Genomic DNA, 23,763 nt, shown 5'->3' with positions numbered 1-23,763 from the left:
TTCTATTTATCTTAAGCGAGACTAAACTAAAGTCAATAGACTTTAATTTAGGATTATTATGAGCAATACACTAGAGCAGCAAGCCGCAAAAATGACCATAGGCAGCGATGAATTTAAACTTATCATGCCGCCTAAATTTAACACCCTAAACGAGCAACGCACCTACGAAAAACAACGCCTAGCCGCGGGCTTTAGAGTATTTGCTATGTACGGTTTTGATGAAGGGCTTGCGGGGCACATAACACTTCGCGACTGCATAGAGCCCGATACATTTTGGGTAAACCCCGTAGGTATGCACTTTGCGCATATTAAAGCGTCAGATCTTATTCGGGTTGATCATAAAGGTAATATTATTGAAGGCAGCACACCGATTAATAATGCCGCGTTTGCTATACATTCACGCATACATATGGCGCGCCCCGACGTAAACGCAGTAGCTCATGCGCATACACGTTATGGCCGTGCGTTTTCAGCACTAGGTGAGTTACTTAAACCAATTTCGCAAGATGCTTGCGTATTTTACGAAAACCACAGTGTATTTGATGTATTTAGCGGCGTAGTAGCCGACAGCGAAGAGGGCGACATGATAGCTAAATCGCTGGCTGATCACTGCGCTGTTATTTTGCAAAACCATGGTTTACTTACCGCTGGTTCGTCGGTTGATGCCGCAGTTGCCAACTTTGTATTGCTAGATAGCTGCTGCCAAAGCCAGTTATTAGCACAAGCCGCAGGCGAGCCTAAGCTTATCTCACACGAGGTAGCACTACATACAAAACAAGCCAATGGCTCAGAGCTGGTTACATGGGGGAACTTTCAGCCCATGTATCAGGTAGTTGCTGCACAAGATAACAGTTTTTTAGATTAAAAAATGGCAATAACTTAGTTTTTGATAGACTAAATTTTACGCGGCAATGGCCCACACACCCAAAGCCGCGTTAAACACCATGCACTCACACGCAAACACACATTATAAAAATACGTTGAGAGTTTTATGACTATAACAACAATTAAAAACCACGCCGATGTTGGCAATTTAAACCTTGCTGAAATATCACCAGCGCAACTTCCTCGCTCTACTTATCATGCCATTTTACAATCGGGCCAAAACTTTGGTGATGCAACCGCTATTGAATACATTTTAGATGGCGACTGTATTAGCGAAGCGCAAATTCCGTTTGCAAAAAAGCTTATTCACCGCATTTTAATGACCTTTAAAGGCAAAAGCTTTGCTAATCCGCACCGTAAAATGAGTTACAAAGCGCTCGCAAAAAACGTAACAGGGCTTGGCAATGCATTGCACTCGTTGGGTATTACTAAAACCGAGGTAACCTCGCTGGTGTTACCTAACTTTCCAGAAACCTATGTATCGCTTTGGGCAGCAGAGGCCGCAGGCATAGCAAACCCCATAAACCCCTTGCTTGATGAGTCCATAATGAAAGAAATTATGATCTCAGCCAATACCAAAGTAATTATTGCCCTAGGCCCAGTGCCTGGTAGCGATATTTGGCAAAAAGTAATGGCAATTAAAGAGCATATACCCGGCCTAAAAGCGGTTATTAGCTTATTTGGTGACGACATAGCGTGCTCGCAAAATAATAAAGTACCCGTGTATGGGTTTAAAAAGTTAGTGGCAGCGCAAAATACGCAAGCAGCTAATTTTACTTTGCCTGAGCAAAGCGATGTGTGCGCGTATTTTCATACGGGTGGTACCACCGGTCTACCAAAACTTGCAAAGCACTTGCACTTAAACCAGCTCACCAATGCAGGGCAGGTTAATTTACTTTCGCCAGTAAACGCAGGCGACACCATGTTAGTAGGCTTACCTATATTTCATGTAAATGCGGCGGTAGCCACGGGCATAGCCTCGGTTATGAAAGGCTGTAAAATTTTACTCGCAAGCCCTTCTGGCTTTAGGGGTAAAAACATCATTCAAAACTTGCTCACCCTAATTAATAATTACGATGTAGCCGTTATGACCGCCGTACCTACGGTTTACGCTGCTATGGTTGAGCAAATTACCTCGCAAAAAATATCGGTGCCACCGCTTAAAATGAAGTTTGCCATTTGTGGGGCTGCGCCGCTTTCATCAGATTTACAAGCCCTGTTTACTAAACTCACCAAGACCCCACTGGTAGAGGGTTATGGCTCAACTGAGGGCAGCTCGGTAAGTACGTTAATGCCTGTAAATCCAATTAATAAAGAGGCTTCTGTAGGGCTACCAATACCGGGGATTACGCTTAAAATTGCCGATATAAACGAGCAAGGCACGCTTGTTAAAATGTGCGATACACTCGATGTTGGCGAAATAATAATAACCGGTAATAACGTATTTCCGGGGTATGTAGAAGATGCGCATAACCAAGGCGCATGGGTAGTTGATGAAAACGGCCAACAATATTTTAGAACCGGGGATTTAGGAAAAATAGATGAGAGCGGGTATGTATCGTTATGCGGTAGGCAAAAAGAGCTAATAATACGCGGCGGGCACAATATAGACCCCAAAATGATTGAAGATGCCGCAACCAGCCACCCCGATGTAACACTTGCTGCCGCCGTGCCACGCCCAGACAGCTACGCAGGCGAAGTGCCGGTACTTTACGTCATGCTAAGCCCACATAGCACGCTTAAACTTGGTGATCTCACCACATATGTTAGCGCCAACATACCTGAGCGAGCAGCAATACCAAAAGCTATTTATATAATTGACGAAATACCGCTTACTGCTGTAGGTAAAATTTATAAGCCCGAACTGGTTTGCCTAGAAATAAAACAAACCATTACAGAGGCAATTAACGCGCATTTAAAAAACAAAGCCGTGCAAATAAACGTATTTGCTGATAAAAAGTTAGGCATAAAAGCAAATATTTTTGTGAATGAAAACGAAATAAACGAGTTACAGCCTCAAATAAAGGCACTGTTAACCCCGTTTTCATTTAACTATGAAGTACTCGCTATAAAAACAATAACTAACGAGGTCGCCTAATTTGAATGCATCTTTTTTAACAGAAATAATATTACCCCTAGCCTTAGCGCTCATTATGTTTGGTATGGGTTTAGGCCTTACAACTACTGACTTTACAAGACTTTTTAAAAAGCCCATAGCAATTGCTATGGGCTTGGTAGGCCAAATTATCGCCATGCCGCTATTGGCTTTAGGTTTATGCTATTTACTTAATTTACCCACACCAATTGCAATAGGGTTAATGATTTTAGCCGCGTGCCCTGGCGGTACTATGTCAAACGTAGTGAGCCAGCTAGCAAAAGCTAATTTAGCGCTTTCGGTAAGCTTAACCGCTGCCTCAACTGCTATTAGCATTATTACCACACCGTTTATTATTGGCTTTGCCATGCACCAATTTGCGCCGCAAGACGATGCCAGCTTTTCAATATTAACTACATCACTTGGGCTATTTGTAATCACCTTAGTGCCTGTAGCCATAGGCATAAGCCTGCGCCATTTTAAAAGCGAATTTGCGATTAAAAGCGAGCCGTTTTTTAGGCGTTTTTCGTTATTTTTTATGCTCGCCATGATAGCCGCGCTAGTAATAAAAGAACGCGCCTTACTGGCAAGCTCGTTTAACGATGTATTTTGGGCGTGTATAGCACTAAATATTGGTTCAATGATCATTGGCTTGCTAATAGCAAAGCTTTCAAAACTATCCTTAACTGATTCGTTAACACTCGGCATTGAAGTAGGGATTCAAAACGCATCGCTGGCTATTTTAATTGCTATAAGCTTTTTAAATAAGCCTGAGTATGCGGTAACTGGTGGTGTATATGGCCTTGCCATGTTTATTGGGCCGCTGTTATTAATTGCTGGGCTTAAGTTTAAAAACAAACGCCTTGTAAACGCTTAAAAAATGCGAAGCGCCAAATTTAGTTCACTAAATTTGGCGCTTTTTTTATAGCTATTAACGTTTAAAAATATGCTGCACTTGCCCGCGTAACCATACTAACGCGTCGTCTTTATCAGTACTTTGATGCCAATATAAATGCTGATAAATAGCAGGCATAGTGGTGGGCACAGGCCTTGCTATTAGTGTGTCATCCAACAATTGACTAGCAACCATTGAAGGTAAAGTAAGTAAAAATGGCGCGTCTTTTATTACCTCTTTCGCGGCAAAATAATTTTGACAACGTATAGCTACATGCCTATTAAAACTCAATTGCAATAACGCAATATCTTCAATAACAGTACCTGTTGCCCGGTTAGATACCGCCACATGCTTAGCCGCTAAATAATTGTCTATATTGAGTTGGTTTTTAAGCGGGTGGTTTTTTTTCATGAGTACACAAAAGTGATCGCTTGAGAGAACAGCGTGGCTAATGGGCGCTTTTATTGGCCGTGCTACATCAATTGCCATATCTATTTGATGATTAGCTAATTGCTTATGCATATCTTCACGGCTTAATTTTACGCTCGCTAAGCTTGCATTGGGAGCATGTTTTGCCAATGCAAGTTGCAATTTAGGCAAAACAATAGGCTCTATTGCATCGTGCAGAGCTATTTTAAAGGTTTGCGCTGTGGTCTCTAAATTAAAGTCACCGCAGGCTTGTAGCACTTGGCGTAATTTTTCGAGTAAATCTATTAGCTCGGGTGCCATACGTTGGCACGCAGGGGTGGGCAGCATTAATTGCCCTTGGCGCTCAAATAACGGATCGTTTAATACAGTGCGCAAACGTTTTATAGCATGGCTAACTGCTGAGGGCGTTATGTACAGCACCTTTGCGGTTTCGCTCATGTTTTTTTCACGGTATAGGCATTCAAATATTTTAAGTAAATTTAAATCTAACTGCTGAATATTTTTAGCTTCAATCATTATTACCCGCTCACACTATGAATGTAATTCACACTTAACTGGTAATATATTTCATTTAATTCATTGAGGCGAATGTTTTATGCTGGGTTAACTAAAAAATAAACAGGCAACCCTAATGAACTTTGAGCCAAGCCAAAAAAGCCAAGACTACCTAAAGCGTGTAACTGCCTTTATGGATGAACACATCTTGCCTATTGAGCAAGCGGTAGTTGCGCATAACCATGCTAAAAATAATTCAAACGATTGGACCACTTGGCAGCTAAGTGAGCACATTGAGCCATTAAAAGCGAAAGCGAAAGCCGCTGGCCTGTGGAACTTATTTTTACCCGATGCAGCGCTAGCACAAGGCTTAACCTGCTTAGAGTACGCCCCTATTGCAGAGCAAATGGGTAAATGCTTATTTGCCTCAGAAATATTTAACTGTAACGCCCCCGACACTGGCAATATGGAAGTGCTGTACCACTTTGCAAATGATGAGCAAAAACAGCAGTGGCTAACGCCTTTATTAAATGGCGAAATACGCTCTGTATTTGCCATGACCGAGCCCGATGTCGCTTCATCAGATGCGACAAACATGCAAGCAACTATAGATGTTGATGGCGAAGATCTCATTTTAAATGGCAAAAAATGGTGGACCACCGGCCTTGGTCATCCCAATGCACAGGTGGCTATTTTTATGGGGCTTTCCAATCCCGAAAACGATAAACACAGCCAGCATTCAATGGTACTTGTGCCGCTAAACACACCCGGTGTAAACATTAAGCGTATGCTAAGTGCCTGTGGCGATTTTGATGCCCCCTACGGCCACGGTGAAATGGAATTTAATAACGTACGCGTACCAAAGCAAAACCTTATTTTAGGGTTAGGCAAAGGCTTTGCCATTGCACAGGGGCGCTTAGGGCCTGGGCGAATTCATCATTGTATGCGCGCAATTGGCGCAGCAGAGCGCTGTTTAGAGCTCATGATTAAACGAGGCCTGTCGCGCAGCGCTTTTGGTAAACCCTTACTTAAATTAGGCGGTAATTTAGAACGTGTAGCGCAGGCGCGTATGGCAATAGATCAAGCCCGCTTATTAACGCTGCACGCGGCATGGAAAATAGACACTCAAGGCGTTAAACATGCCATGACCGAAATATCGAGCATAAAAGTAGTCGTGCCTAATATGCTGCAAATGGTCTCAGATATGGCAATACAAGTGTTTGGTGGCGCTGGGGTGTCGAGCGACTTTCCTATTGCCTCGTTTAATGCAATGGGGCGTATTTTACGCCTTGCAGATGGCCCAGACGAAGTACACATGGGCATGGTTTCGCGCCTCGAACTTAACAAATACCGCTAAGGCAACACCATGAAAACACGACTAATAATAACAGGTGGAGCCACAGGGCTGGGTAAAGCGTTAGCCCTGAGTTACGCAAGTAATTTGGGCGCTAACTTACAAATTTGTATTGCCGATATAAACGCCGAGCGTGCAGCCATAACCATTAGTGAGCTGCAAGCACTAAAAGCCGATGCTTTTTTTTACGCCTGCGATGTAACCAAGCAAGCAGATGTAAAGGGGCTTTACGATATTATCCAAACTAAGTGGCAAGGCGTAGATATTGTTATAAATAATGCAGGCGTAGCCACGGGTGGCTCGCTTGAGGGCGAATCGCTTGAGCAATGGCAGTGGATTATGGATATTAATTTGCTCTCTATGGTGCGGGTGTGCCAAACGTTTTACCCCGTATTTAAGCAACAAGGCGGAGGCTACTTTATTAATATAGCCTCACAAGCAGGGCTTACCCCTATTCCGTTTATGAGCAGTTATAACGCCGTAAAAGCAGCGGTTATTGGCTTTAGCGAAACCCTAAAGCTTGAACTCGCCCACGATAATATAGATGTAAGCGTAGTGTGCCCAAGCTTTTTTAAAACCAATCTTGATGAATCAATGCGCACTAGCGAGCCGGCCATGAAAACCATGCTTAATCGTGCCTTTGAGCGCTCTCCCATAAACGCACAACAAGTTGCCGATATTATTTATACACAGTCACTTAAACGCCCATTTTTAATTTTGACCCATAAATTAGGTAAACAGGCCTTTTTAATGAAAAAACTACTACCCGTTGAGTGGTACATTAAAAGCATGCTGAAAAAAACACGCTCTATGCAACGTTTAAAATCAAAATAATAAAGGCTAGCAATGAACACACAATTATTAGATCAAGCCAAAAACGTACGCCAAGGCGAAGAGCTCGACACACAAAAAGTAGATGCCTGGCTTAAGCAACACATTACACAATTAACTGGCGAGCCAAGTGTTACTCAATACGCAGGGGGGGCATCAAACTGGACCTACTGCCTAGAGTACCCAGAGCAATCGCTTATATTACGCCGTGCGCCCAAAGGCACCAAAGCCAAAGGCGCACACGATATGGGCCGCGAGTTTAAATTACAGCAAGCGCTAAAACCAGTTTACGGCTATGTGCCAAATATGGAGGCGTTTTGCGACGATGAAAACATAATCGGCACCGATTTTTACGTTATGGAAAAGCTTACGGGGATAATTCCGCGTAAAAATTTACCACGCGGATTAACCCCCACGCCCGAGCGCACCAAAAAGCTGTGCGAAAACGTACTCGACTGCCTAGTAGAGTTACACAAAGTAGATTACAAACAGGCCAATTTAAGCCATTTAGGCAAAGGTGAAGGCTACACCCAGCGCCAAATTAGCGGCTGGAGCGAGCGCTTTACTAAAGCCAAAACTTGGAATGTACCCAGCGGCAAAAAAGTAATTAAATGGCTTGAAAACAACATGCCAAGTAACGAGCGCATTTGCATAACACATAACGACTTTAGGTTTGATAACGTTGTGCTTGATGCAAACGACTACACCAACGTACTGGGTATTTTAGATTGGGAACTTGCCACCCTTGGCGACCCACTTATGGATTTGGGTAATACACTGGCTTACTGGGTAGAGCCAGGAGATGACTTTTTAGCCCAAGCCACGCGCCGTCAACCCACTCACTTAGAGGGTATGCTAACGCGCAAAGAAGTGGTGGCCTACTACTGTAAAAAAATGAATATAACCGTAGATGACTTTACCTTTTACGAAGTGTACGGGCTATTTAGGCTTGCCGGCATTGTGCAGCAAATTTATTACCGCTATCACCATGGGCAAACTAAAAACCCCGCCTTTAAACACTTTTGGCTGTTTGTACATTACCTTTTATGGCGCTGTAAAAAAGCCATTAACACCCAAGGTAAAGTCTAATGTGTATTTTATATTTAGTACGCCATGGGCAGGCCAGTTTTTCGGCTGACAATTACGATACGCTCTCAACAAAAGGGCAACAGCAAGCCACACTACTGGGTGAATATTTAGCACAAAAGCAGCTTACGCCTGATGCGGTATTTGCAGGCACTATGCTACGCCATAATCAAACCGCAGAGCTTAGTTTAGCAAGTATTAATAATACGCCTGTGGTAATAAACGATGCGCGTTTAAACGAGTACGATCACGAACACATTTTAGCGGTTTATAACCCAGAGCTTGCCACCCCAAGCCAAGTGCGCGCTGCACTTAGCAAGCAAGCCGAGCCTATGGAATACTTTAAAACGGTATTTATCAGCGCCATACAGAAATGGGTACTCAATCCCGACAGCACTCAGTATAACGAAAGCTTTAATGCATTTACTGCACGAGTACTGGGTGCCCTTGAACAAATAGCCAATGAAAACCACGGTAAAAAGGTACTTATTTATACCTCTGGCGGGCCTATTAGTATCATAACCAGCCATTTAATGGGGCTAAAGCTCGAGCGCTTTATTGATATTAATTGGAGCTTAGTAAACGCAGGCGTAACCAAAGTAGTGGCGCGCGGCAAAGGGGCAAACCGTCAGTTAAGCATTAGCAGTTTAAACGAACATCACTTTTTAGAGTGCCACCCACAACAAAAATTAATTACATACACCTAAGGATCTAATTATGCGCAAAAACATACTAATAACAGGTGCAAGTTCAGGCTTAGGCAAAGGCATGGCAAAAGAGTTTGCAAAACAAGGTTGTAATCTTGCTTTATGTGCTCGGCGCTTTGAGCTGTTAGAGCAGCTAAAAAGTGAGCTTGAACAAATAAACCCAAATATAACCATTAGCATAAAAGTACTTGATGTTAACGATCACGAACAAGTATTTAGCGTATTTAATGCCTTTAAAGATGAGCTTAACGGCCTTGATAGAGTAATTATAAATGCAGGGATGGGCAAGGGTGCTTCTATTGGTACGGGTTACTTTAATGCCAATAAACAAACCGCACAAACTAACTTTGTGGCCGCACTTGCGCAAGCTGAAGCCGCAATGGAAATTTTTAGAGCGCAAAACCATGGTCATTTAGTGACTATTTCATCTATTAGTGCTGTACGTGGTTTTAGGCGCGCCATGACCGTTTACGCCGCCACTAAAGCGGCTATTACCTCATTAAGTGAGGGCATACGCATAGATGTAATGCACACGCCTATAAAAGTAAGCTGTGTACATCCAGGTTTTATAAGAAGCGAAATAAACGAAAAAGTAAAAACAGTGCCGTTTATTGTTGATACCGAAACTGGCTGCAAAGCACTGGTAAAAGCAATAAATAAAGAAAAAGCCAACAGCTTTGTGCCAAGCTGGCCTTGGGCATTTCTGCATTGGATTTTACGAATTGCACCACTTAGTACAATTCGTAAAATGTCGTGAGTGTTATAAATTTTAGGTATTAAAAAAGGTGGCAAATGCCACCTTTTTTAATTGTTTAATACTTATAAAAGTGCAAACAACTTTTTAAGCTGTGGCATGTATTCACTTACTAATGCTAAATTACTTTCGCTAACAAGTGACTCGGTTGTATCAGCAGCGCTTGACGCATTACCTAACGAACCCATTAACGATGTAGCACCTTTATCTTTAGCGCTTTTCATGCTTTGAAAACCACCCATTAATTTGTTTGCTGTTTCTTTATTTTCATCAGACAAACCCGATTTAAGGTTTTCTATGTATGCCATAGACACTTCAGAACCCACGGTAATTAACTGCTCAGGCGTAAAGCCATAGCGAGTTGTTACGCTCGCAAAGCTTTTATACAGTGATTGCTCTTTAATCATATTGAGGGCTGTATTTGCAAGCGCGCCTTGCTCTGCTGTAGTTTGATCTGCGGTTGCACCTAGCATGCTGCCTAAGTCTACGTTTTTTAACGCGTCTTGAGAGCTCGCCCAGCTTGTTATAGCAGGTAAGGCTTTCATGTAGCTTTGTAAATCACCTTCGGTGATATCTTTAGCAAAACCAGAAAAGCTCATTGCTAACAAGCTCAGTGATACAAGTAATTTTTTCATGCTGGTACTTCCTATTATCGAAAATCGATTATTATATTAGGCCCGTATAAAGGCTGCGCAATTAAAAACTAAATAATTGCCTATGCCAATCTAAATTTATTTATTGGCGTAAATGCTTACTCAACTTTGCATTAACCGCCTATTTAGCTTATTCACCCTAAGTCAATGTACAAATGGTACAATGCATTTTTAGCAACGGAAACTGAACGCAATGTTAACAATTTCAAATACAGTCACTATTGATGAGTGGGAATTAGAGCTCACCGCTATTCGTTCTCAAGGTGCCGGTGGCCAAAACGTTAACAAAGTCGCCAGCGCCATTCATTTACGTTTTGATATTAATCGCTCTAAATTACCAGACTTTTACAAAGAACGTTTACTTGCTTTAAACGATTCGAGGATCACCAAAGAGGGTGTTCTCATCATTAAAGCACAAAGCCACCGTACCCAAGAGCTTAACCGCGAAGACGCGTTAAAACGCTTAAAAGATCTCATATTAAGCGCTACCAAGGTCAATAAAGCCCGCCGTGCAACTAAACCAAGCCGTAATTCGCAGCGTAAACGCATGGATAAAAAAACTAAACACGGCCAAACAAAAGCATTGCGCGGTAATATTAAGTTTTAGCAATAAACCTAAATGGATGCGCCTAACTATATTAGTGCAAGGCGCATTACATATTAAAAGTTAAGTAGGTTAGCAGGAGAGTATTGGTCGGTTAGAATTTTGGTATTTTTAGGCCAATCTTGCTCATCTTTTGTGTACTGCATGTAATTGCTTATGGCGTTTATATCTACATCATATTTTTTAAGCTTGGGCCCAAGCGCTTTAACACGTTCGTTAAGTTGAGCCTTAGTTGGCATAGCTTTAAAACCCGCTAAAATAATACGGTTGCTTCGATTAGCGCGGCTTACGTTAATAAAATCGCCAAACACGCTATGGTAAGTTGCCGACTCATGCTCGTATAGTTTACTACTCGAAAATGTATTCGCAGCAACTACGCCGCCATCAGCCAACACACCTTTAACCTCTTCAAAAAACTCTTTGGTTAACAGGTGCTCAGGAATGTAGTCACCGTTAAACGCATCAAGAATGATCCAATCGTACTTTTTCTTTTTAATAGCCGCGCGTTTAATAAAAATACGGCCATCTTGGACACTAGATGTCACTTTATCGTTTTCAATAAAGCTAAAGTAGTCGCGAGCCACACTCAATACAGCGGGGTCTATTTCTACATTGTGTATTTTAGCCGCAGGGTATAACTCATGAATAACATTCGACAATGTGCCTCCCCCAAGCCCAATAATTAATACATTTTTAGGGTTTTCGGTTACTAATAAACTTGCAAAAGTAAGCTTTGTGTAGTTGAAAACGAGCTTGTCGGGGTCGTTTTTGTACATGCAACTTTGACTTGTTTGGCTACTTTTAGTGTTAAATTTTAAGCAGCGTAAATCGCGAGTTTCATCCACAATAATATTGCGATATAAAGAGCGCTCTTCGTGAATAACATTAGCTAAAGCAGCGCCTGAAAACACACTAAGTGCTAAAAATACATATTTAAGCATGCGCAAGCTCCTTATTATTAGCAACACTGTTTACAGCAATTGCAACAACACCTAACACACCCAACGTAGTAGCAAAGGCACTAATAATGGTGTTTACATCAAACGCGAGTACAAAGTAAAAAGAGGTAATAATAGTGCCCAAGGCACTGCCAAGCGTGCTTACAAAATACAAAATACCTGCAACTTGGCCGCTTCTTTCGCTGTCGGTAACCAGCAACCTGACTGAGTACGGCGAAATCATACCTAATATAATGGTTGGAATAAAAAACAACGCAGTAGAAGCGAGTAATGAGCCATAACGGCTATCTTCAATATGGGTAAAAATAAATTCCATTATGGGCTCAGCAAACAACGTAATAGGCACAACCATAATGCTCGCAACTAAAAATATTAATCCGTATTTAGTCAGCGACGCATTTTTTGTACTTAGCTTACCGCCAAGCAAGTAACCAAAGGACAAGCTAAGCATAAACACAGTAATAATACTGCCCCAAATATGTACACTACTGCCGAAGTAAGGCGCTAAAATACGTCCTCCTAATAGCTCAATCCCCATAATGCAAAAGCCACTGCAAAAGGCTAAAAAGTAAATCAAAGCGTTTGTTTTTAAAGTCATGTTTTTATCGTTATGTAACTATAAGTAGAGCACCATATTAACGTGATGCCACCAGAGTCGCTAGTGTAATAATTAGCCGTTTGTAGGAATAAAAAAAGTATTGCTTATTAATTTATTGTGCTATCATTTTTGTTATAATATAACATAATTTACTTTGTTGTATTGTCGGTTAATTGTACTTGTACCATTTCGCTTGATTAAGTGATCTACTTAAGTGTGGAAAAACGTGTTGATAGCCAGCCAAAATATTTGTTATTTAGTTGCTCTCGGCAATTTCTCCTGCTTTGCTCTACCTTCTGCATCTGTGCAGTCGTAAATAAGAGTTTTTTTACGCAGGTATTTCCACCTTTAGCCCCGCAAAGTAATTAGGTATTATTGCGGGTTAGTATTTTTAACCACCTTGCTATTTTGTAATGTAGTTTTCATCCTAAAGCGCTTTAGTGTAGTGGCTAAAGCGCTTTTTATAACGAATACATGAGTTTATTAAGCCACCCATCAGCCTTCGATGGTTTATAAATTAACACAATGTCTTCACTGTAATGACTGTTAACCCCCTTTACAGTTAATTTTGTAAACCCTAAATCATCAATCACAAAATTTGGTAAATACGCCAACGCCAAGCCACTTTGTACTACCTCTATTAATGCACTGTAATCGCTACATCTAAATACAATATTGCGCGGTGCAATATCGTCTTGCCAGCCGTCGGAGCCTACTCCTTGTTCAAGGCCGCACAATGGCGAAAACAGCGGGCATGCAAAAGCTGCGTGCAGTAATTGGTTTTTATTAAGCGTTAAAGAGCCAGTTTGTACTAGCTGATGATCAGCAGCTCCAGCCAAACTAAACCCTGTATTAAATAAATCAATCGCCACTAAATTAGCGTGTGAGCTATTATTTAATGCCTCGCGAGTAACTAGCGCAATATGCGCAGCGCCCGACGCCACTTGGCTTATAGCTTCACCTTCAAATACATTATTAATACGTACCGAACAAGGCAGGTTGCCAAGAGGGGTAAGTAACTTTTTTAAACCACTTTTAAGTAAAATTGCAGGGCCTGCAATAACTGCATTAAATTTATGATTATCGCTTTTAAAACGGCTAATAAGCTGCTGGTAATTATGAACTAAATCACTACTGTGCTTAACAAACTCTTTGCCTTTATCATTAAGTACTAAGGTTTTGCCCACACGATTAAACAGTTCAGTGGCTAAGTTTGCCTCAACCTTTTTTAGCGTTTTAGACAGCGCCCCTGGGGTAATATTAAAATGCTTAGCGGTTGTGTGCAGGTTTTGCGAACTCGCCATATGAATTACTTTTTCAATGTCATCTAAATGCATAGCACCAAACCGTATTGACTAACAGGAAACAACTAATAACTTATTATCGATTATTTATATATAAATACCAGATTATAGTAGTGCTAAATTATTTTTGAGCATTAATATGAAACACATACTGCTATTTTTTATTTTATTGTCGAGCGCAGCACTTGCGAGCGACCCTCAGCACAATGCACACAACACACATAAAGCCCACAGCTATGTGGGCTTTCATGGCATGGCGCTTATATTAGCCGGCGATAAAGTACTTGCCAGCCACATGCCTTTATACGCCCCCCCACACAACTACCAAATAGTGTACGAAGTAACCACCAATGACACCCATCTTAAAATAATTAAAAAAGCACTGAACGAGTCACTAAAAAAACAAACTCAGATCACCATTTTACCAACCAAATTTGATTTAAATTTATTAATAAATAAGCTGACACCCACATTAAACACCATTGTGTTTAATGGCCATTTTGAGCGCGGAGGTACGGCTCTGTTTTCGACAAAGCTGACTTTTAAAAACCCGCTATACATTAAAAAACTCGCTGTAACAAAACCCACAAAAGCAGAGTTTGATTTAATAAAGGTTTCAGCAGAGCAGGGGATGGTAATTCATAAAATACAAAGTAAACCAAGCTATGACTCGTTAATTTTAGTAGCACTAACTAACGAGAAATATAATGGCAAGTTAATGTGTGATGCACCAGAAACAGCGCTTACCAGTAAGCTAAAAGCCTGTTTCAAAAGCGCCCCAAGCTATTTAGAAACTCGCGATTTTGCAGTTAATTAATCTATAAATAACCCTATATACAATGACAGCCACTGCTAAATATTGAAGCGTGACGTGTAGTGGCTGATACCTGAAGTTAGCGTTTAGATGGAAAGATTATAAATGCATGACTGGCTGTTATGAGCGAAGAGCAGCCAGTCAAAAGTTTTGATGTCTGAAGTCAAGATTTGACCCTCGTTGGCTACTGCAGGGAAGTCAGTACCCGCGTGTAATTTAGTAGTATATTCAACGCTCATAACTGCCCCTTAAAAATGCTTGGTAATGTGAGCTTCAAAACGTTTGAAGTCGCTTTCAACATCGGCATTTTTCATCACGTCAAAGCATGCAAATGTTTCCATAGTCTTCATACCAAAAAACTTGAAGTTCATATGCATAGGGAATAATAGGTCATCAATTGATTTTCCATCGAAGAATTCGTTTTCATCATTAAACGCTTCTTCTGGCGCATTTAACGTTAGAGACATCATGTATTTTGTATTAGTTAGTGTGCCACCCATGCCATAGTTCTTTTTAGGTGCAGATGCGTCACGACCATCACCAACACATAATGCACCACCCATACCCGCTGTATAAACTTCATCCATGTATTTTTTGAATGACCAAGTAACACCCATCCAGTTTACCGGGGTTTGAAGAATAACGATGTCAGCCCATTGATGATTTTCAAGTTCTTTCTCAACATTAATCTCTTCTAAGGTCGTAACTACGCGAGTTTTGTGGCCTTTTGCCTCTAATATAGAAACTGCTTTTTCTACTAGCGTGGCGTTTAGCTTACCTTCTGAAAAAGGGTAATATTGGTGACCATTAATAATTAAAATATTGCTCATTTGAGTTTCTCCAAAAATAAAATTTATTCTGAATGCGTAACCGTGGTATATTTTATATACCTACATACAACTATCAATTAGTATACTTTTAGTAACCTAAGTAAAATGAGTGAGCAACTGTGGAAAGTTATATAAAAACAGATACTAAGGGAAGAAAAAAAGTTTATAACGCGTGCATGGAGCCTTGCGCGATTGAAAAAGGTATGCGTTTGATCGGTGGAAAATGGAAAGGATCAATCATTTATCATTTAAAAGATGAGCCAGTCCGATTTAATGATTTAGCTCGAATGCTAGGCGGCGCAACAAAAAAAATGGTTGATCAACGTCTCAAGGAACTTGAAGAAGAAGGTATGGTAATTAGAAGGGTTATAAGCGACAGACCCATAGCTGTTACATATGAACTTACTGATTTTGGCAAATCAGCACTTTCTATTTTAGATGATTTAAGAAAATGGTCAGAGGCGAATGGGATAGAGTTAAATTCAAAGTAGTTTTTACCTGTTCCAAGTCAATATTTAACAGTGGTCTTTCCGCATCAGATGAGCAAGCCTCGAATTTAGGGTAACTCTGCGACCTATAGAATAATTACGTTAAATCACATTTTGTCTAAAAGGATTTTGTTCGACTGCCTGCTCTCCGTTCAAAGCCACCCTTAGAGCATTTACGTTAACTCATTTTGGGGCAGAAACGAGTTACGGCTGATAGTCGGCTTATGGCACTTAGCTGAGCCTCGGCAAAGAGCGAGAAGCAGTCATTCAGTTGAGTCATCATTTGTTTAGTAATAATAAGAGGAAACTTTCCTCTTTTTTACATGTTTATATAAGCTACAGAAAGCATAATATATATATCTGGTAATAACTTATAGTATTTGTTATTAATATGAGCTCACAACATTAGGATGTTTTCGCGCTAAAATAGGGAAAGTGTCTTCTAATAAAACTGTTAGCAATAACAAGGATGTTTCTTGAAATACTTTACCATTATTGCACTCATATTATCCTTCAATTCATTTGCTAATGTATTCGAAAAGATAAATTGTGCCTCTTATGAACCTACTAAATATCTTAATAAAACAGTATTAAAAGGTACTGTTAAAAGTGAGGTTACAGAGGTTGGCGTAAAAGAGTTTCTTGAATCTACACAAAATGATTCAAAGCCAAGAATATGGAAGCTTGAACTTTTGGATGGAGCGACAGGTAAGTACAAAAAGTCTTTTCCTAGAAGCTCACCTTACTCCGATGAAAAAACGGCTATTGAGCACCAAATAATACAGCCACATGTAGTTATAAACTTGGGGAAAAAGAGCATCACAGGTAGTAATAATGGTGAATTCGGAGGTGAGTTACTTTTAATCGATGAAAACGATAAGATCACACTCATCGAGCGTATGAATGTAAAAGATATTTTTGAAATGCCTTTCGGTTTAGTTGTCACATCAGGCTTAGCCCATTTATCGTGGAATTATGGTGATATTCATTTCATAAACTCAGATTTTGAAATTGAAAAGTTATATAGCTTAGTCGGTATGCCCGTATCAACATGGCATCTGGAAAGTGGCGCTCTTCTTATTAATAGTTACCCATCGGGCTCTCAGGTTTTAACTAAGAATGGCTATATGAAACGTGTGCAATGTATTGCTAACAAGGCAAATTAAAAGCGTGGACAAAAAACAGTTGGCTTTGTTCGTGCTTCATAATGTCTGCAGTCAAGATTTGCCCCTCGGCTTTCTCGGCTTTTATACAGGCTGCATGTATGAGGGAAAGCCCTTTTAACCTAAAATAAAGCCACGCAAACGCCGCAATTCCTTCCAAAACGCCAACTAAAACAACTGCACATTGTCGTCTTATATTTGATGTAAAATAGCGATAACTGATTGAACCAAAATAGGAACTCGGCTATGGCTGATTCATTAACAAAAACAAATAAAAAACGAGTTAGTCTACAGGCTTTTTATAAGTATTAGTGTTTTCATCAAACAAGGAGTTATTATGTCGAAGAATTGGAAATGCCCGAAATGTGATTGTACTGATTACGACACAGATACAATTTCTACCACAGGTAGTGGTTGGTCTAAAGTTTTTGATATGCAAAATCGCAAGTTTACAGCAGTTATTTGTTCTAATTGTACTTACACTGAATTTTATCGTGGTAAAGCTAGTACGCTAGGTAATGTATTTGATTTATTTACTAATTAAGTGAATGGGAGCAAATCTTGACTTCAGACATTAAAAACCTTCAATGTCTGCTCATCGCACTCAGCAGTCACTTGATAACCTAGAATACTGATAATAATTGGCAAGATATTTTGCTTTATTGATTAGCTTTTTGGCACTACCCTGGGCGCTAATCAGTACTTATGGAATGGAAAAAATATCAGCAGGCACCTTTGAGTTTAATGGTAACTCTTAGTTGACCCATTTATTTTATCACCATTTGCATTAACAGTTATTATTGGTTTCACTTGTTTAGCAGTAACGGATTCATGTTTTTCCTTTAGAACCAGTTTGTGTAACTAGTAAGCTATCAGTGTATGTACCTATAATCACTCAAATGAAGAGATTGATTTTTATAAACCCTAAATTAGCCAAACTAATAATCTACAAGTCTATTTAAAACAAAAAGGCCGCAGTAAATAAATACTGCGGCCTTTGTTTTTAGCTTAAGCTAAGTGCTATTTAATAAGCGCCTGCGCTGTAAATAAGCTCGTAGCTGTGGCTGTAAATCTCAAGGATGTTACCAAACGGGTCTTCCATGTAGATCATGCGGTATGGCTTTTCGCCAGGGTAGTAGTAACGTGGTTCTGGCATACGTTTTTTACCACCTGCAGCAACAATACGATCCGCTAAGCCTTCTACATCTGGGTCTTGTACACAAAAATGAAAGATACCGGTTTTCCAGTATTCAAAGTTGTCTTTAGGGTTTTCTTGGTCTTTAAATTCGAAAATTTCTACCCCAATTCGGTCGCCTGTTGAAAGGTGCGCTATTTTAAATTTTTCCCAATTTGGACCAAATACATCGGTACACATTTCGCCAATGGGGCTGTTATCTTCAGTGATCACGGTAGGCTCCATTATGGTGTACCAGCCCATCACCTTAGTGTAAAACTCTACGGCTTTTTCAACATCAGGTACTGAAATACCAATGTGCGAAAAACTACGTGGATATGTATGACTCATAATCTGTCCTCTTTAACGTGTGGCTTGTTTTGTAACGAGTTGATGGAGTTAGTTTACGAACCATGAGTTATTAAGTAAAATTATCATTAATCATCATTTTGAGTATGTTTTGTAATGATAAACCCGACATGGTTAAACACGTTTTGCACGTTGGTTGAGGTAAATCACTTTACCCAAACCGCCGAGCGCTTATTTATGACCCAATCGGGCGTAAGTCAGCATATTAAAAAACTAGAGCAACAAGTAAACTGCGCGCTATTAGAGCGCCACGGTAAACAATTTACCCTTACCGTACATGGGCAAAACTTATATCAGCAAGGAAGCTTGTTATTAAAAGAATGGCAATTTTTAGAACAACAATTAAAAGATGACTCGCCTTACAGCGGCCTAGTAAAAATACAATCGCCTGGTAGTTGTGGGCTAAAGTTTTACAATCAACTATTAGCAATGCAGGTAGAGCACAAGGAGCTAGTTATAGATTACCGCTTTGCTCCAAATACCAGTGTTGAACAAGCGGTGGCAAACCACAGTGCCGATATTGGCTTTTTAACTCAAGCGCCAACCCTTAGCGAAGTTACTAGCCACAAAATTGGTCAAGAAGCTTTATTATTAGTAACCCCTGCACATATTAAAAACCCAACGTGGGAGGTTTTATGTGAGCTTGGCTTTATTGGCCACCCCGATGCAAAACACCACGCGCAGCTTTTACTTAGCGAAAACTACAGTGAGTTTGAGCATGTTGATCAAATTAAGCGTACGGGGTTTTCTAACCAAATAAGTTTAATACTTGAGCCAGTAAGTTTAGGGTTGGGTTTTACGGTTTTACCTGCGCATGCTGTTAGCGCATTTAATAAACCCGGACTGATAAAAACGCACCACTTAGCTAATCCGATTAGCGAAAATATTTATGTGTGCCATCACCGTAATAGGCCAATGGCAAAGCGCATGAATACAGTAATTGAAGCAATAAAATCAGGCTAGGGCGCGTATAACTGCGCCCGTAAAGCCCTTTACAGCGTTGGTTTTTGATAAGCCACAAAAAAAGGGGCTCGTTTTTAACTTACTAATTTGGCTTTTAAATCAACTAAATCGGTTACTGTGGTGGTTGGCTGAATTTCCCATGGATCAAAAATAGAATCCTCAGAACGCTTTATCCACGCACCGCGCATGCCATGCGAAATAGCGCCGGTTATATCAAACGGATTACTCGAAATAAGCCACGTGTTAGCACCCGTTGAATTTGCCTCGCGTAAAAAGTGGCTGTAAATACCTGGGTTTGGTTTAAATGTTTTCATATCGTCGGCGCTTACAACACCTTCAAAATAATCACTTATGCCTGCCGTTTCGAGCAAAGTATTTACCGCATCAGCAGCGCCATTAGAAAATGCAAACAACCTGTAATTTTGTGCTTTAAGTTGCTCAAGCCCTTTTTTAACATCGTCAAAAGCGGGTAAAATTTTATATTGCTCAAGTAATTGCTGTTTTTGATCATCAGAGAGTGGTGTTTTGTGCGCTAGGCAAGCGTAGTCTAACGCCTGTTTAGTACATACTGAAAACGGAACATAGTTTTGCATCAAACCGCGCCTAAACGAATACTCCAACTGTTTTTCACGCCATGTATTTGAAAAGTTTTGCGCTTTATCGCCAATCATATTTTCAAGTAAGGATAGTACGCCGTGGGTGTTTATAAGCGTGCCGTATACGTCAAATGCGAGTGTGGTTGCCATGTTTGCTCCCAAAATTTAAGTTACTTGTAGCCTAATTGTTTCGAGCTTAACTTACTTTGAACGACTGCTCAACGTTGTTGATTTGTTATATAATAAGGTACAGCAACAACACCCACGCTATAAACGCTAACAGAAACCCCGCAACATTTTAATTAAGGAAACAGCACTTTCAAACCCGAGATACTCGATCGTTTTAGAATGGCTAGAACGGCTGTTGAGTTTATAAGTGCTAGTTATAAATGAAATTAAGTAATAGGGTTTATTAGCCTGTCTTTTCGAGATAGCCTTGTGAGTAGTCAGGTATGATCAAAAACTGAGCATGGAGATTGGATAAATATAATAGCTAATCGATTGGTCAAACAGCTATTTGCTCACATATTTATAAAAATGAGCAAATAGCACATATTGTTCTATTTAAATTTTCAGAAAACTTATTGATAGTAATACCTTAGGTTATTTGCTAAAACTAAATAAGTAGATAAAAGAGCGTTGAGTCGGCAGCAATGAGCGCACTATTAAATTGTTAGGCAGCTGGTTAAGTTGTGCCTCAGTCAAGGAAGAAGAAATAATGCAAAAAATTATAACTCAAGTTTTTCTGATTTTACTTATCTATTTAGCAAGCACACCTGTAATTGGTGTTGTACATTCTCAAGATAAAAGCTCTCTTGTAGATAACTTAAATGTAATACTTTCAAAGCAAAAAGAAGACCAGCCAGGTGTTAGTGTTTTAGTTAAAAAAAATAATGAAATTATTTATCAGTTAAGTAAAGGGCTTGCTAATAAAGTTAATAATAATTCGATTAGCTCTCATACAGGGTTTAGAATTGGCTCAATTAGTAAACCTTTTACTGCACTGGCAATTATGAAGTTAGTTGAGCAGAAAAAGCTTTCTCTAGACGATCAAATAACCAAATACATTCAAGAGCTACCCACAGGTTGGAAAGATATTACGATAAAGTATTTACTATCTCATAGAGTGTATATTTCTGATGACTTCTTCTCTGATTCAAACCTGAACTTAGTAAATTTATCAACAAATCAGGATGTTATAAAGTTTATTTCCTCAAATATGATTAAGGTTAAACCACAAGCTTTCGATAAAGCGATTTATTGTAATAGTTGTTACGTATTGTTAGCTGAGGTTATAGCAAAAGTTAGCGGAGTTAGTTTTTCAGAATATTTGAGTGAGAATATCTTTGTTCCTGCAAATATGAAAAATAGCTACATTGTCGAGAAAGGCGTCACTATTAAGCCTAATGACGCCCTTAATTATGCTAAAACGGAATCTATTTTTGGTATTCGTCAATATACCACAGGGGCAATGGCTCAAGTCAGTAGTATTGAAGACCTGAACAACTTTATTGTTGCATTGAAAGAGGGACAAATTATTAGTCAAAAATCGTTAATTTCGATGACAAAAGTGCATAGTGATGCAGGTAATGATGGCTCCTTTGGTTTAGGTTGGATTATAGGTTGGGGTGATGAGCCTTTTTATTCTCATGGCGGTTCACAAGATGGCTATCAAGCAGAATTATTTTTTTATCCGAAGCATGATCTTGAGATTGTCATTTTAACTAATGGCGGTGATGAGACTTATGAACTTCAATCAAAGGTGATGAGAGCAATTATTACTCACTATAATTAAGTTTGTTTAATGCTGCCTAACAAGAGTTTTCAAGTCGGACAAATTACAGTTGGCTTTTTGTTCGTGCCTCACTTATTTTAGCCAACTGCAATTAGCCGCTTAAAACGGCGTTATGTGTAAATCATGATTGATAGAGAAAATCGAAATCGAACCGCTGAATTAATAAGAAGCTTGTCTTCTGGGCTGATTTCAAATGATGAATTTGAAGATAAAATTCCAGAGTCAGATGATCCGGCGATTAGTGAAATATTTTCTCATGGTGCCTGGTGTCTCTATTCGGATATGAAGGAATACAAGCTAAAAGGTAAAGATGCTCTTTGTAAGGCGGACCGGTCAATCATTGCGAGATGGGTGTTATTTCTAAAATCGGATATTGATTACAGATGGCCATCCGCAAGTTTTAAGGAGAGTGTCTATAAGGCATTTACGCTAGGCGTGTTCGGTCAATCAACACTTGATAAATGGGATGAGTTTGGTGATGCTCAATACTGGCCGTTTTCTAGCAAAGAACAGTTTGAGTCAGCAGATAAAGGGTACTTAGGTTCAACAAACACATAACAAGCAAGTCTTGGGGAACGTCTTACGCTTCGCTTCAGCCGTCCGCAAATTTGGACGTTGCCGTTCTCTGTAAATGGGGTACTTTCCACTCAATAATTAATACCTAGCGACTCGGTTAAATTTATTTAATGACACTAGGTTTGTTGCACTCAACCCAACCAATATTCAACAAACTTAAAACCTTTCCCCTAGCACCTTTTGCCTTTCACCTTGCATTTTAACTGTAAACCCCCGTTACATTTTAACTAAAAAAGCCACACCTCAACATGTGTTAAAGTGTGGCTTTTTTGTAGCAGCTATAACTAAAAATTAAGCTACATTCGCTGCTAATAGCTCGTTACGTACTAGCTCTGCACCTTTGCTTAGGGCGTTGAGTTTACCGTTTGCGATGTCGCGGGGCAGGGGGGCCATGCCGCAGTTGGTGCATGGGTAGAGCTTGTCGGCATCTACGTATTTAAGTGCCTCGCGTAGGGTGTTGGCCACCTCTTCAGGGGTTTCTATAGTGTTGGTGGCTACATCAATTGCGCCTACCATTATTTTTTTACCGCGTACGAGTTCAAGTAGCTCTATGGGTACATGTGAGTTTTGGCATTCGAGGGAAATAATATCTATATTCGATTTTTGCAGCTTAGGGAATACTTCTTCGTATTGTCGCCACTCGGTGCCAAGGGTTTTCTTCCAATCGGTGTTGGCTTTAATGCCGTAGCCATAACAAATATGCACGGCGGTTTCGCATTTTAACCCTTCTATAGCTCGCTCTAGGCAGGCTATGCCCCAGTCGTTTACCTCGTCAAAAAACACGTTAAAAGCGGGTTCATCAAATTGAATTATATCGACCCCTGCGGCTTCTAGCTCTTTGGCTTCTTGGTTGAGTATTTTAGCAAATTCCCACGCTAGTTTTTCACGGCTTTTATAGTGATCGTCATACAGGGTGTCGATCATGGTCATTGGCCCAGGCAGTGCCCATTTAATTGGTTGGCTGGTTTGCTGGCGTAAAAACTTGGCGTCTTCAACAAATACCGATTTAGTACGAGACACAGGGCCAACCACTGTGGGTACTCTGGCGTCGTAACGGTCGCGAATTTTAACTGTTTTACGGTTTTCAAAATCAACGCCATTTAAGTGTTCAATAAAGGTGGTTACAAAGTGCTGGCGAGTTTGTTCGCCATCGCTGACTATATCTACGCCTGCAGTTTGTTGCTCGTGCAGGGAAATACGCAGGGCGTCGTGTTTGCCATCAACCAGCTCACTGCCTTGTAATTTCCACGGTGACCATAAGGTTTCGGGCTCAGCAAGCCATGACGGTTTTGGCAAGCTGCCTGCTGATGATGTAGGTAATAGTTTTTTCATAATAAATGCTGCCT

25 protein-coding genes are annotated in these 23,763 nt (G+C 40.2%); 16 read left to right on the top strand and 9 right to left on the bottom strand.

Annotated features, from left to right (window positions below; genetic code table 11):
- Window positions 1–58 precede the first annotated feature (58 nt).
- The 3 genes from AC27JL_RS06550 to AC27JL_RS06540 all read left to right on the top strand — a co-directional run bounded on the left by AC27JL_RS06550 (window position 59) and on the right by AC27JL_RS06540 (window position 3,857).
- Window positions 59–865, top strand: a complete 807-nt coding sequence (locus AC27JL_RS06550; RefSeq protein ID WP_487195148.1) for a class II aldolase/adducin family protein — start codon at window positions 59–61, stop codon at window positions 863–865.
- Between the two features lie 126 nt (window positions 866–991).
- Window positions 992–2,983, top strand: coding sequence for an AMP-binding protein (locus AC27JL_RS06545; RefSeq protein ID WP_487195147.1), 1,992 nt, complete (start codon window positions 992–994; stop codon window positions 2,981–2,983).
- 1 nt (window position 2,984) lies between these two features.
- The gene (locus AC27JL_RS06540) at window positions 2,985–3,857 is read left to right on the top strand and encodes a bile acid:sodium symporter family protein (protein ID WP_010556125.1); all 873 of its coding nucleotides are present in this window, start codon (window positions 2,985–2,987) and stop codon (window positions 3,855–3,857) included.
- 54 nt (window positions 3,858–3,911) lie between these two features.
- Here the strand turns inward: AC27JL_RS06540 and AC27JL_RS06535 are convergent, their stop codons facing one another.
- Complete coding sequence (locus AC27JL_RS06535; protein WP_487195146.1) at window positions 3,912–4,820, bottom strand: LysR family transcriptional regulator; 909 nt, start codon at window positions 4,818–4,820, stop codon at window positions 3,912–3,914.
- Window positions 4,821–4,935: 115 nt separating this feature from the next.
- Here AC27JL_RS06535 and AC27JL_RS06530 point away from each other — a divergent pair, with 115 nt between their 5' ends.
- From AC27JL_RS06530 to AC27JL_RS06510, 5 genes are read left to right on the top strand one after another with little or no spacing between them, the layout of a single operon-like run.
- Window positions 4,936–6,156 carry an acyl-CoA dehydrogenase family protein gene (locus AC27JL_RS06530; RefSeq protein WP_487195145.1) on the top strand — a complete coding sequence of 407 codons (1,221 nt, stop codon included), beginning with the start codon at window positions 4,936–4,938 and terminating at the stop codon, window positions 6,154–6,156.
- Window positions 6,157–6,165: 9 nt separating this feature from the next.
- Window positions 6,166–6,987 carry an SDR family oxidoreductase gene (locus tag AC27JL_RS06525; RefSeq protein ID WP_487195144.1) on the top strand — a complete coding sequence of 274 codons (822 nt, stop codon included), beginning with the start codon at window positions 6,166–6,168 and terminating at the stop codon, window positions 6,985–6,987.
- Window positions 6,988–6,999: 12 nt separating this feature from the next.
- Window positions 7,000–8,073 (top strand): phosphotransferase family protein, encoded by a 1,074-nt coding sequence (locus AC27JL_RS06520; protein ID WP_487195143.1) that lies wholly within the window; start codon window positions 7,000–7,002, stop codon window positions 8,071–8,073.
- Complete coding sequence (locus AC27JL_RS06515; RefSeq protein ID WP_487195142.1) at window positions 8,073–8,777, top strand: histidine phosphatase family protein; 705 nt, start codon at window positions 8,073–8,075, stop codon at window positions 8,775–8,777. Before AC27JL_RS06520 ends, AC27JL_RS06515 begins: the two co-directional genes overlap by 1 nt.
- A 10-nt stretch (window positions 8,778–8,787) precedes the next feature.
- On the top strand, window positions 8,788–9,534 hold the full coding sequence (locus AC27JL_RS06510) for an SDR family oxidoreductase (RefSeq protein ID WP_171036111.1): 747 nt from the start codon (window positions 8,788–8,790) through the stop codon (window positions 9,532–9,534).
- 62 nt (window positions 9,535–9,596) lie between these two features.
- On the opposite strand, the gene AC27JL_RS06505 is transcribed toward AC27JL_RS06510, so the two are convergent.
- Entirely contained in the window at window positions 9,597–10,166 is a 570-nt protein-coding gene (locus tag AC27JL_RS06505; RefSeq protein ID WP_058429322.1) for a hypothetical protein, read from the bottom strand.
- A 211-nt stretch (window positions 10,167–10,377) separates the two neighbouring features.
- On the opposite strand from AC27JL_RS06505, the gene arfB reads away from it, so the two are divergent.
- On the top strand, window positions 10,378–10,791 hold the full coding sequence (gene arfB / locus AC27JL_RS06500) for an alternative ribosome rescue aminoacyl-tRNA hydrolase ArfB (protein ID WP_006793276.1): 414 nt from the start codon (window positions 10,378–10,380) through the stop codon (window positions 10,789–10,791).
- Window positions 10,792–10,844: 53 nt separating this feature from the next.
- Here arfB and AC27JL_RS06495 read toward each other — a convergent pair whose 3' ends face one another.
- The 3 genes from AC27JL_RS06495 to AC27JL_RS06485 all read right to left on the bottom strand — a co-directional run bounded on the left by AC27JL_RS06495 (window position 10,845) and on the right by AC27JL_RS06485 (window position 13,682).
- Complete coding sequence (locus AC27JL_RS06495) at window positions 10,845–11,729, bottom strand: spermidine synthase (protein WP_006793275.1); 885 nt, start codon at window positions 11,727–11,729, stop codon at window positions 10,845–10,847.
- Complete coding sequence (locus AC27JL_RS06490) at window positions 11,722–12,345, bottom strand: fused MFS/spermidine synthase (RefSeq protein ID WP_039037322.1); 624 nt, start codon at window positions 12,343–12,345, stop codon at window positions 11,722–11,724. Before AC27JL_RS06490 ends, AC27JL_RS06495 begins: the two co-directional genes overlap by 8 nt.
- Before the next feature lie 461 nt (window positions 12,346–12,806).
- Window positions 12,807–13,682, bottom strand: coding sequence for a LysR substrate-binding domain-containing protein (locus AC27JL_RS06485; RefSeq protein WP_487195141.1), 876 nt, complete (start codon window positions 13,680–13,682; stop codon window positions 12,807–12,809).
- A 106-nt stretch (window positions 13,683–13,788) separates the two neighbouring features.
- On the opposite strand from AC27JL_RS06485, the gene AC27JL_RS06480 reads away from it, so the two are divergent.
- A complete protein-coding gene (locus AC27JL_RS06480; RefSeq protein ID WP_487195140.1) occupies window positions 13,789–14,466 on the top strand; it encodes a hypothetical protein in 678 nt (225 codons plus the stop codon).
- A gap of 245 nt (window positions 14,467–14,711) precedes the next feature.
- Here the strand turns inward: AC27JL_RS06480 and AC27JL_RS06475 are convergent, their stop codons facing one another.
- Window positions 14,712–15,293, bottom strand: a complete 582-nt coding sequence (locus AC27JL_RS06475; RefSeq protein WP_487195139.1) for an NAD(P)H-dependent oxidoreductase — start codon at window positions 15,291–15,293, stop codon at window positions 14,712–14,714.
- A 119-nt stretch (window positions 15,294–15,412) separates the two neighbouring features.
- On the opposite strand from AC27JL_RS06475, the gene AC27JL_RS06470 reads away from it, so the two are divergent.
- From AC27JL_RS06470 to AC27JL_RS06460, 3 genes are all read left to right on the top strand, one after another.
- Complete coding sequence (locus AC27JL_RS06470; RefSeq protein ID WP_010556137.1) at window positions 15,413–15,784, top strand: winged helix-turn-helix transcriptional regulator; 372 nt, start codon at window positions 15,413–15,415, stop codon at window positions 15,782–15,784.
- Window positions 15,785–16,257: 473 nt separating this feature from the next.
- Entirely contained in the window at window positions 16,258–16,947 is a 690-nt protein-coding gene (locus tag AC27JL_RS06465; protein ID WP_487195138.1) for a hypothetical protein, read from the top strand.
- A gap of 334 nt (window positions 16,948–17,281) precedes the next feature.
- Window positions 17,282–17,488, top strand: coding sequence for a zinc ribbon domain-containing protein (locus AC27JL_RS06460; protein ID WP_487195137.1), 207 nt, complete (start codon window positions 17,282–17,284; stop codon window positions 17,486–17,488).
- 480 nt (window positions 17,489–17,968) lie between these two features.
- Here the strand turns inward: AC27JL_RS06460 and AC27JL_RS06455 are convergent, their stop codons facing one another.
- Entirely contained in the window at window positions 17,969–18,469 is a 501-nt protein-coding gene (locus AC27JL_RS06455; protein ID WP_008130525.1) for a lactoylglutathione lyase family protein, read from the bottom strand.
- A 114-nt stretch (window positions 18,470–18,583) separates the two neighbouring features.
- On the opposite strand from AC27JL_RS06455, the gene AC27JL_RS06450 reads away from it, so the two are divergent.
- Complete coding sequence (locus tag AC27JL_RS06450) at window positions 18,584–19,450, top strand: LysR family transcriptional regulator (protein WP_487195136.1); 867 nt, start codon at window positions 18,584–18,586, stop codon at window positions 19,448–19,450.
- A gap of 74 nt (window positions 19,451–19,524) precedes the next feature.
- Here AC27JL_RS06450 and AC27JL_RS06445 read toward each other — a convergent pair whose 3' ends face one another.
- A complete protein-coding gene (locus tag AC27JL_RS06445; RefSeq protein ID WP_487195135.1) occupies window positions 19,525–20,196 on the bottom strand; it encodes a haloacid dehalogenase type II in 672 nt (223 codons plus the stop codon).
- A 568-nt stretch (window positions 20,197–20,764) separates the two neighbouring features.
- On the opposite strand from AC27JL_RS06445, the gene AC27JL_RS06440 reads away from it, so the two are divergent.
- Window positions 20,765–21,841 carry a serine hydrolase domain-containing protein gene (locus tag AC27JL_RS06440; RefSeq protein ID WP_487195134.1) on the top strand — a complete coding sequence of 359 codons (1,077 nt, stop codon included), beginning with the start codon at window positions 20,765–20,767 and terminating at the stop codon, window positions 21,839–21,841.
- 123 nt (window positions 21,842–21,964) lie between these two features.
- Complete coding sequence (locus tag AC27JL_RS06435; protein WP_487195133.1) at window positions 21,965–22,399, top strand: hypothetical protein; 435 nt, start codon at window positions 21,965–21,967, stop codon at window positions 22,397–22,399.
- Between the two features lie 309 nt (window positions 22,400–22,708).
- Here the strand turns inward: AC27JL_RS06435 and AC27JL_RS06430 are convergent, their stop codons facing one another.
- Window positions 22,709–23,749 carry a methionine synthase gene (locus AC27JL_RS06430; RefSeq protein ID WP_487195132.1) on the bottom strand — a complete coding sequence of 347 codons (1,041 nt, stop codon included), beginning with the start codon at window positions 23,747–23,749 and terminating at the stop codon, window positions 22,709–22,711.
- Between the last annotated feature and the right edge of the window lie 14 nt (window positions 23,750–23,763).

Source organism: Pseudoalteromonas sp. 4NS20-0020, from assembly GCF_057554385.1.
Note: the sequence above shows the minus strand (reverse complement) of the source record. Positions and strands in the feature narration are given on the sequence as shown.

Coding starts and splice junctions, on each gene's coding strand:
- AC27JL_RS06520 (WP_487195143.1), top strand. CDS start 7,000: ATGAACACACAATTATTAGATCAAGCCAAAAACGTACGCCAAGGCGAA.
- AC27JL_RS06475 (WP_487195139.1), bottom strand. CDS start 15,293: ATGAGCAATATTTTAATTATTAATGGTCACCAATATTACCCTTTTTCA.
- AC27JL_RS06480 (WP_487195140.1), top strand. CDS start 13,789: ATGAAACACATACTGCTATTTTTTATTTTATTGTCGAGCGCAGCACTT.
- AC27JL_RS06440 (WP_487195134.1), top strand. CDS start 20,765: ATGCAAAAAATTATAACTCAAGTTTTTCTGATTTTACTTATCTATTTA.
- AC27JL_RS06495 (WP_006793275.1), bottom strand. CDS start 11,729: ATGCTTAAATATGTATTTTTAGCACTTAGTGTGTTTTCAGGCGCTGCT.
- AC27JL_RS06545 (WP_487195147.1), top strand. CDS start 992: ATGACTATAACAACAATTAAAAACCACGCCGATGTTGGCAATTTAAAC.
- AC27JL_RS06450 (WP_487195136.1), top strand. CDS start 18,584: ATGATAAACCCGACATGGTTAAACACGTTTTGCACGTTGGTTGAGGTA.
- AC27JL_RS06485 (WP_487195141.1), bottom strand. CDS start 13,682: ATGCATTTAGATGACATTGAAAAAGTAATTCATATGGCGAGTTCGCAA.
- AC27JL_RS06525 (WP_487195144.1), top strand. CDS start 6,166: ATGAAAACACGACTAATAATAACAGGTGGAGCCACAGGGCTGGGTAAA.
- arfB (WP_006793276.1), top strand. CDS start 10,378: ATGTTAACAATTTCAAATACAGTCACTATTGATGAGTGGGAATTAGAG.
- AC27JL_RS06430 (WP_487195132.1), bottom strand. CDS start 23,749: ATGAAAAAACTATTACCTACATCATCAGCAGGCAGCTTGCCAAAACCG.
- AC27JL_RS06455 (WP_008130525.1), bottom strand. CDS start 18,469: ATGAGTCATACATATCCACGTAGTTTTTCGCACATTGGTATTTCAGTA.
- AC27JL_RS06510 (WP_171036111.1), top strand. CDS start 8,788: ATGCGCAAAAACATACTAATAACAGGTGCAAGTTCAGGCTTAGGCAAA.
- AC27JL_RS06550 (WP_487195148.1), top strand. CDS start 59: ATGAGCAATACACTAGAGCAGCAAGCCGCAAAAATGACCATAGGCAGC.
- AC27JL_RS06505 (WP_058429322.1), bottom strand. CDS start 10,166: ATGAAAAAATTACTTGTATCACTGAGCTTGTTAGCAATGAGCTTTTCT.
- AC27JL_RS06515 (WP_487195142.1), top strand. CDS start 8,073: ATGTGTATTTTATATTTAGTACGCCATGGGCAGGCCAGTTTTTCGGCT.
- AC27JL_RS06435 (WP_487195133.1), top strand. CDS start 21,965: ATGATTGATAGAGAAAATCGAAATCGAACCGCTGAATTAATAAGAAGC.
- AC27JL_RS06490 (WP_039037322.1), bottom strand. CDS start 12,345: ATGACTTTAAAAACAAACGCTTTGATTTACTTTTTAGCCTTTTGCAGT.
- AC27JL_RS06445 (WP_487195135.1), bottom strand. CDS start 20,196: ATGGCAACCACACTCGCATTTGACGTATACGGCACGCTTATAAACACC.
- AC27JL_RS06535 (WP_487195146.1), bottom strand. CDS start 4,820: ATGATTGAAGCTAAAAATATTCAGCAGTTAGATTTAAATTTACTTAAA.
- AC27JL_RS06460 (WP_487195137.1), top strand. CDS start 17,282: ATGTCGAAGAATTGGAAATGCCCGAAATGTGATTGTACTGATTACGAC.
- AC27JL_RS06530 (WP_487195145.1), top strand. CDS start 4,936: ATGAACTTTGAGCCAAGCCAAAAAAGCCAAGACTACCTAAAGCGTGTA.